Source organism: Brevundimonas sp., from assembly GCF_018608325.1.
Taxonomy (GTDB): Bacteria; Pseudomonadota; Alphaproteobacteria; order Caulobacterales; family Caulobacteraceae; genus Brevundimonas.
In genome coordinates, this window is record NZ_JABAZW010000171.1 from 17,664 (window position 1) to 24,772 (window position 7,109).

Below are 7,109 nucleotides of genomic sequence, written 5' to 3' on the forward strand. Positions count from 1 at the left end.
GGTTGTCGATACGGCTGCTTTCGTGACGCTCGGTGCCCAGGACGAACAGACCGCCAGCCGTCATGGCGATGTCCTTCTGGACGCCGATCTCGGCCTTGAACTCGGCTTCCTTGGCCACTTCCATCTCGTGGGTGACTTCGACGGCCAGGTTGCGCTGCTCCAGCAGCCACTTCTGCATCTTCATCTCGAGGTTGCCCCCGAGCTGAATGTCGGTGCCGCGACCGGCCATGTTGGTGGCGATGGTCACCGAGCCGGGCAGGCCCGCGTCGGCGACAATATAGGCTTCCTGTTCGTGCTGACGCGCATTCAGGACGCTGTGCGGGATGCCGCGCAGCCTGGTCTCGTAGGTGATGTCATAGGCGGCGTCGCCGATCTTCTCGGCTTCCTTGGCCTTGCCCGCATATTCCTTCTTCAGGGCGCGCGAGACCTCGACCTTGTGTTCATAGCGGTTCAGCAGGTCCGACAGCTGTTCCGAACGTTCGATTGAGACGGTGCCGACCAGGATGGGCTGGCCCGCCAGATGGCATTCGGCGATCTGTTTGGCGATCGCCTGATTCTTCTCGTCGTGGGTGCGATAGACTTCGTCGTCGTAGTCCTTGCGCTGGATCGGCCGGTTGGTCGGCACCTCCAGCACATCCATCTTGTAGATGTCGCCGAATTCCTGGGCTTCCGTCGCCGCCGTGCCGGTCATGCCCGACAGTTTTTCGTACAGACGGAAATAGTTCTGGATCGTCACCGAGGCCAGAGTCTGGTTCTCGGGCTGGATCTTGACGTCTTCCTTGGCCTCGATGGCCTGGTGAAGACCTTCGGACAGGCGGCGGCCCGTCATCATGCGGCCCGTGAACTCATCGATCAGGACGATCTCGCCGTCCTTGATGATGTAGTCCTTGTCGCGCTGGTACAGGGTGTTGGCGCGCAGAGCCTGGTTGGAGTGGTGCACCAGACTGATGTTGGGGGCGTCGTACAGGCCGGTGGTGTCGGGCGCGAAATGACCGCCGCTTTCCAGCGCGTCCTCGATCCGCTCCGAACCCAGTTCGGTCAGCAGAACCTGTTTCTGCTTCTCGTCCAGTTCGAAGGTGTCCTTGTCCTTGATCAGTTCTTTGATCAGGCCGTCCAGGATCTTGTAGAGGTCAGAACGGTCCTCGGTCGGACCCGAAATGATCAGAGGCGTGCGCGCCTCGTCGATCAGGATGGAGTCGACTTCATCGACGATGGCGAAGTTGTGCGGGCGCTGCACCATCTCGCGACGGTCATAGACCAGATTGTCGCGCAGATAGTCGAAGCCGAATTCGTTGTTGGTGCCGTAGGTGACGTCGGCGTTGTAGGCCTGCTGGCGCTGGCCCTGGCTCAAACCGTTGACGATGACGCCGACCTCAAGACCCAGGAAGCGATAGACCTTGCCCATCGTCTCGGCGTCGCGGCGGGCCAGATAGTCGTTCACGGTGATGACGTGCACGCCCTTGCCCGGCAGGGCGTTCAGATAGACGGGGGCCACGGCGACCAGGGTCTTGCCCTCGCCGGTTCGCATTTCAGCGATGCCGCCTTCGTTCAGGATCATGCCGCCGGCCAGCTGCACGTCATACTGACGTTGACCCAGCACCCGCTTGGAGGCCTCGCGCACCACGGCGAAGGCTTCCGGCAGGATCTTGTCCAGGGTTTCGCCATTGGCCAAACGGTCGCGGAAGGCGTCCGTCATCATGCGCAGTTCGTCATCGGACAGGGCCGCGAACTTCGGCTCCAGCGCATTGATGCGCTGGGCGTGGTCCTGAAAGGCCTTGACCTTGCGGTCGTTGGAAGAGCCGAAAAGTTTCTTGGCGAAGCCGAGCATGTTGGATCCGGTAAGCGGTCGAGCGTCTGCGAGCTGGGCGGCTCTGAAATCCCGTTAGGGGCGGCGATAGGGGCGCTTCAAGAGAGGCCCGAACCGATGGCGGCCCCGGAGCGCCGCAAGCAGGCGCGCGCGAAGGGCCGCGCAGACGATCAAAACCCCTCGACTTGGGCGCAGCCGGGACTTAAGCACCGCCCTAACCCCTGTCAACGCGAGGGGCTTTCGGCTGCCTTCGACGGAGCGCCCCATTGACCCCATTCCGGCGGCCTTTCAGCACCCTGACCGTAGCGCTTCTGGCGGCGACACTGGCGGTTTCAGCCTGTAATCGCACGGGTGGCGCGGATCGCGCGCCTGAACCGGGCGACCGGGCGGTGGCCAAGGTCCAGTCGGAAACCATCTGGGCCTCGGACGTTAAACGTGAGGCGGTGGCGCAAGGCCTGATTGGCGAAGGCGAGCCGCTGGACGTGACATCGGACCTGTTCCGCCGCGTTCTGGATGAGGTCATCGACCAGAAACTGCTGGCCAAGGAGGCCGAACGCCGTCGTCTGGACGATTCGCCGCTGGCCCAGCGCCGCCTGGAGGCGACCCGCGAACGCATCCTGGGCGACATGCTGGTCGAGAGCGTGGTCAATGGCGCCATTTCCGACCAGGCGGTGCAGAACCTTTATAATGAGCAACTTCGGCTGGCGAAGACCTCTGAGGAGATCCGCGTCCGCCTGATCCTGTCGCGCACCAAGACCGAGGCCGACGCCGTGATCGGAATTCTGGGGCAGGGCGCCAGTTTCGAGGCCGTAGCGATGGAGCGTTCGGTGGATGAGGCGACGCGCTTCTCCGGCGGCGACCTGGGCTATTCGACGCTGGACGTCATGCCACAGACCTACGCCAGCGCCCTGCGCGACAAACAGGCCGGATCGACGGTCGGTCCGTTCCAGACCGAAGGCGGCTGGGCCGTGCTGCGGGTCGAGGACCGCCGCAAGGAGAACCCGCCCACGCTGGAGCAGGCGCGCCCGCAAATTGTCCGTTATCTGACCTATGAAGGCGTGCGGCAGTTGCTGGAGCAGCTTCGCAACAAGGCCAAGGTGAATGTCCTGCTGCCCGGCGACGGCGTGCGACAGGATCAGGAGCCCGCCTCCGCCCAGAACTCGACCCAGAACCCGACCAACACCCCCGCACCGGCCGCCTAACCATGAACAAGCCCCCCTCCAAGACCGGCCACAAGATCGAACAGGCCCTGGAACAGGCGCTGGAAAAAGCGCTGGACCCGTTCGCCACGGCGCTGAAACGCGCCACACGCCCCGGATCGGACACGCCTGCCCCCACGCCCGCGCCCGCCGCCGGAAAGCCCGGTCTGGCGATTTCGCCTCTGGCCGTGCCCTTCCCGACCATCCCGCCCATCGGCGGGGTCGAGATCGCCACAGCCCGCGCAGGTTTCTACAAGCATGAGCGCGATGATTTGGTGGTGTTCCGCTTCGCGCGCGGCACCAGCTGCGCCGGGGTCTTCACCCGCCACAAGATCGGCTCGGCACCGGTTGACTGGTGCAAGAAACAACTGGGATCGGCTGAAGGCGGCAAGGATGTGCGCGCCCTGGTCGTCAACGCCGGTTGCGCCAATGCCTTCACCGGCAAGGCCGGGGCCGATGCGGCGCGGCGCACAGCCTCAGAGGTCGCCAAACGCTTCGGCTGCCGCCAGCGCGACGTCATGCTGGCCTCGACCGGTGTGATCGGCGTGGTGCTGGACGAAAAGAAGATCATCGCCAAACTGCCCGAGATCGAACAGGGCATGGATTCCGACGCCTGGGCCAGGGCCGGTCGGGGCATCATGACTACCGACACCTTCCCCAAGGGCTCCTACGCCGAGGCCGAGATCGAGGGCTACAAGGTCCGCATCGCCGGGATCGCCAAGGGATCAGGCATGATCGCGCCGGACATGGCGACCATGCTGGCCTTCATCGTCACCGACGCCGACATCCATCCCAATGTGCTGCAGGCGCTGCTGGGCCTGCATGTCCGCACCACCTTCAACTCGGTGACGGTGGACGGCGACACCTCGACCAATGACACGGCCCTGCTGTTCGCCACCGGCACGTCGGGCGCACCGCGCATCGGGCGCGTGGGCGACCGCCGCCTGAAGAGCTTCTCGGCTGCGCTGGACAAGGTGATGCTGGATCTGGCGCACCAGTTGGTGCGTGACGGCGAGGGTGCGACCAAGTTCGTCAAGGTGACGGTGGACGGCGCCGCCAGCCCCGCCTCGGCCCGCAAGCTGGCCAAGTCGATCGCCGACAGCCCCCTGGTCAAGACCGCCATCGCCGGTCAGGACGCCAACTGGGGCCGCGTCGTCATGGCCGTGGGCAAGACCGAGGAGCCGGTCGACCGCGATCATCTGGCCATCTGGTTCGGCCCGCATGAAGCCGCCATCGAAGGCGCCCCGTCCCCGACCTATGACGAGGCCAAGATGACCGCCTATATGAAGAACCCCGAGATCGACATCACCGTCGACGTAGGTTCAGGCCGGGCGTCGGCGACGGTTTGGACCTGCGACCTGACCAAGGGCTATATTGAGATCAACGGCGACTACCGCTCGTGACCGAGACTGCCGTTCCCGCGGTGCTGCCGACTGTTCTGGTTGTCGCCGTCGCCCTGATCGATGTCGACGGCCGTGTGCTGATCGCCAAACGTCCCGAGGGCAAGAAGCTGGCGGGCCTGTGGGAGTTTCCGGGCGGCAAGGTCGAACCTGGCGAACGCCCCGAGGCCGCCCTGATCCGTGAGTTGCACGAAGAACTGGGCATCAACGTCAAAGAAGCGTGTCTGGCCCCGTTCGTTTTCGCCAGCCACGCTTACGATTCGTTTCACCTATTGATGCCACTGTACTTGTGTCGGCGATGGGATGGCGTGGTCACGGCGCGTGAACACGACGCTCTGGCCTGGGTGAAACCGAACAAGCTTTCGGACTATCCCATGCCGCCGGCGGACGAACCTCTGGTCGCCTGGCTGCGCGACCTGCTCTGAAACCGCCGACCAGGGAGGCCGGCCATGAGACGTCTCATCGCCCGGCTCCTGCGCGACGACAGCGGCGCCACCGCCATTGAGTACGGCCTGATCTGCGCCCTGATCTTCCTGGTGATCATCGGTTCAGTGGTCGCCTTTGGAAACGCCGCGACGACGATGTTCAACACCGCCATCACCGCCATAGGCGACGCCGTCAGCAAGGGCTGAGGTCAGTTTTCGAGCCCGTTGTGCTCGCGCACGCCCAGAGCATCGGCCAGACGGGTCTTGGCTGAGCCCCGCTCCAGCGGCTTCTGCTGGCTTTCATGCGGTTTCCACCCGGCCAGATGCACGATCTCGAAGGTCGCCGGGATGCGTCCGTCCGCATCGGCGTATCGTTCGGCATAGAGGGCCGCGGCCTTGGCGATGACGCTGCGGGTCAGGGGGCGGATCGGGCCATGCAGCACATTGGTCTCGCCCATCGCCCGCAGATCGCGGATCAGGGCGAACAGGTCGGGATAGCGAACAGTGAACCGGTCCACGTCCGACACGGGCAGGGCGAAGCCGATCCGCTGCAGCAGGGCCGCGCCATCATAGCCGTCTGCGAAGGGCGAAACCCGCGCCTGCGCCCCGCCACGCTCGGACAGTTCAGCCTCAGTCAGGACGGCGCGCAGCTCCTTCAGGGTTCCCGCCCCAAACAGGGTGCCGATGAACAGGCCGTCCGGCTTCAGCGCCCGTTTGATCTGGGCCAGTGCGCCAGGCAGGTCATTGGCCCAGTGCAGCGTCAGCAGCGAAACGATCAGATCGGCCGATTCATCACCCAGCGGCAGGGCGTTCGCCCCCGGCGCCGAGCGCTCTGCCACCGTCGTCGGCGTCAGGATCGGCCCGACGCGCGGCGCCGCATCGCTGAGGGCCGCCGCCTCGGCGAAGGGCCCGGAATGGGCCGACAGATCGACGGCGACCGGAAAGTCGCGCAGGATGGCGGCCAGGCTTTCCGCCGCATTGTCAGCGGCGCGGACATGCAGGAAGTCTGCAGTGCGGAACCGGGGGGTTGCGCGCGACAGCCGGGCCTGACGACGGCGAGCGTCAAAGATCTGCGGCGGGCCGGAAGAAGTGGAAGGCGTGGGGGAAGTCATGGACGCACAGGATGGGGTCTGGCGCGCGGCGTGGGAAGGGGCCAGGTCGCAGTTGCTGCGCTTTGGCCGCACGACCGGGCGCGGTCTGGCCGACATGATCCTGCCGCCGATGGCCCACGACAGTCGCGAAGCCACGGCGGCGGCGGGCCTGACGCCTGACGCCTGGAGCCGGATCATTTTTCTGGAGGCGCCGGTCTGCGACGGCTGCGGCGCGGCGTTCGAATTCGATGGCGGCGACTTCGCCGAGGACCGCTGCGCCGCCTGCTCTACCCTGCCCTATGCGTTCGAACGGGCGCGGGCGGCATGCATCTATGACGACGCCTCACGCGGGCTGATCCTGCGCTACAAGCATGGCGACCAGCAGCAGTTCGCCCCCCTGTTCGCACGCTGGATCGGACGGGCCGCCGCCGAACTGACCCGGGACGCCGACGCCGTGATCCCGGTGCCGCTGCACCCGATGCGTCTGCTGTCGCGTCGTTTCAATCAGGCCGCCGAGATCGCCCGTCCCCTGGCCCGGACGTGCAGGCTGGACTACCTGCCCGACAGCCTGATCCGCACCAGCCACACCCAGACCCAGGGCGGAAAGAGCCGCCGTGGACGCCGCCTGAACGTCAAGAAGGCCTTCGCCGTCACCGAGGCGGGACGCCGCCGGATCAAGGGGCGGCGCATCCTGCTGATCGACGATGTGCTGACCACCGGCGCCACAGCAGAGGCCTGCGCCCGCGCCCTGCTGGACGCCGGAGCGCGGGCGGTTGATCTGGCCGTCATCGCAAGGGTGCGAAACGCCCGCGATCTGACTATGTAGGGGTCAACACCCGTCGGCGCGTGCCCCCACACGTCGGCGACGACCTGTAATCCTGGAGTGCTGCATTGGCCGACGTCGTCATCTACACCAAGCCCGGCTGCCCCTACTGCTTCAGCGCCATGTCGCTGCTGAAGAAGAAGGGCGTCGACTACACCGAGATCGTGGCGTCCAACGACCCTGCGAAAAAGGCCGAGATGGTCGAACGCGCCGGCGGGGCCATGACCTTCCCGCAGATCTTCATCAACGACCAGCACGTCGGCGGGTCTGACGACATTCACGCGCTGGACCGCGAAGGCAGCCTCGACCCGCTGCTGGCCGCCTGAGCATGAGCGAAGGGCTCGACATCGCCCTGATCCAGACC

Annotated in this window: 8 protein-coding genes; 6 read left to right on the plus strand and 2 right to left on the minus strand. The window is 65.7% G+C overall.

What is annotated here, in order from left to right:
• Positions 1 to 1,828 (minus strand): preprotein translocase subunit SecA (gene secA, locus QZ281_RS17435; protein ID WP_292230661.1); only part of this gene is annotated, 1,828 nt, incomplete at its 3' end.
• A 245-nt stretch (positions 1,829 to 2,073) separates the two neighbouring features.
• On the opposite strand from secA, the gene QZ281_RS17440 reads away from it, so the two are divergent.
• From QZ281_RS17440 to QZ281_RS17455, 4 genes are read left to right on the plus strand one after another with little or no spacing between them, the layout of a single operon-like run.
• Positions 2,074 to 3,009: a peptidylprolyl isomerase gene (locus QZ281_RS17440; RefSeq protein WP_292230664.1), complete on the plus strand. Its 936-nt coding sequence runs from the start codon at positions 2,074 to 2,076 to the stop codon at positions 3,007 to 3,009.
• Positions 3,010 to 3,011: 2 nt separating this feature from the next.
• Complete coding sequence (gene argJ, locus QZ281_RS17445) at positions 3,012 to 4,409, plus strand: bifunctional glutamate N-acetyltransferase/amino-acid acetyltransferase ArgJ (protein ID WP_292230667.1); 1,398 nt, start codon at positions 3,012 to 3,014, stop codon at positions 4,407 to 4,409.
• A 20-nt stretch (positions 4,410 to 4,429) separates the two neighbouring features.
• On the plus strand, positions 4,430 to 4,831 hold the full coding sequence (locus tag QZ281_RS17450) for a (deoxy)nucleoside triphosphate pyrophosphohydrolase (protein ID WP_292230686.1): 402 nt from the start codon (positions 4,430 to 4,432) through the stop codon (positions 4,829 to 4,831).
• A gap of 24 nt (positions 4,832 to 4,855) precedes the next feature.
• The gene (locus tag QZ281_RS17455; RefSeq protein WP_292230670.1) at positions 4,856 to 5,038 is read left to right on the plus strand and encodes a Flp family type IVb pilin; all 183 of its coding nucleotides are present in this window, start codon (positions 4,856 to 4,858) and stop codon (positions 5,036 to 5,038) included.
• Between the two features lie 2 nt (positions 5,039 to 5,040).
• On the opposite strand, the gene QZ281_RS17460 is transcribed toward QZ281_RS17455, so the two are convergent.
• Complete coding sequence (locus QZ281_RS17460) at positions 5,041 to 5,943, minus strand: methyltransferase domain-containing protein (RefSeq protein WP_292230673.1); 903 nt, start codon at positions 5,941 to 5,943, stop codon at positions 5,041 to 5,043.
• Here QZ281_RS17460 and QZ281_RS17465 point away from each other — a divergent pair.
• Together QZ281_RS17465 and grxC are read left to right on the plus strand one after the other, a co-directional pair.
• Positions 5,942 to 6,748, plus strand: a complete 807-nt coding sequence (locus QZ281_RS17465; protein WP_292230675.1) for a ComF family protein — start codon at positions 5,942 to 5,944, stop codon at positions 6,746 to 6,748. The genes QZ281_RS17460 and QZ281_RS17465 overlap by 2 nt on opposite strands.
• A 65-nt stretch (positions 6,749 to 6,813) precedes the next feature.
• Complete coding sequence (gene grxC, locus QZ281_RS17470) at positions 6,814 to 7,071, plus strand: glutaredoxin 3 (RefSeq protein ID WP_292230678.1); 258 nt, start codon at positions 6,814 to 6,816, stop codon at positions 7,069 to 7,071.
• The last annotated feature ends 38 nt before the right edge of the window (positions 7,072 to 7,109 follow it).